The organism is Halalkalibacter lacteus (assembly GCF_036663595.1).
In the GTDB taxonomy this organism is placed as follows: Bacteria; Bacillota; Bacilli; order Bacillales; family Bacillaceae_D; genus Halalkalibacter; species Halalkalibacter lacteus.
Window position 1 is genome coordinate 1 of the sequence record NZ_JAWRVL010000366.1, and the last position, 248, is coordinate 248.

Sequence of the window (248 nt, forward strand, 5' to 3'; positions counted from 1 at the left end):
CGGAAGTAGTTCAGTGGTAGAACACCACCTTGCCAAGGTGGGGGTCGCGAGTTCGAATCTCGTCTTCCGCTCCATTTGTTTGTATGGCGGCATAGCCAAGTGGTAAGGCACGGGTCTGCAAAACCCTTATCCCCGGTTCGAATCTGGGTGCCGCCTTCATATATTTTCTGTCGTGCCGGGGTGGTGGAATTGGCAGACACACAGGACTTAAAATCCTGCGGTAGGTGACTATCGTGCCGGTTCAAGTC

1 tRNA gene is annotated in these 248 nt (G+C 53.6%); it reads left to right on the top strand.

The window, feature by feature from the left end:
• Nucleotides 1-85 precede the first annotated feature (85 nt).
• Nucleotides 86-156, top strand: a tRNA-Cys gene (locus SAZ04_RS22675).
• Nucleotides 157-248: the final 92 nt, after the last annotated feature.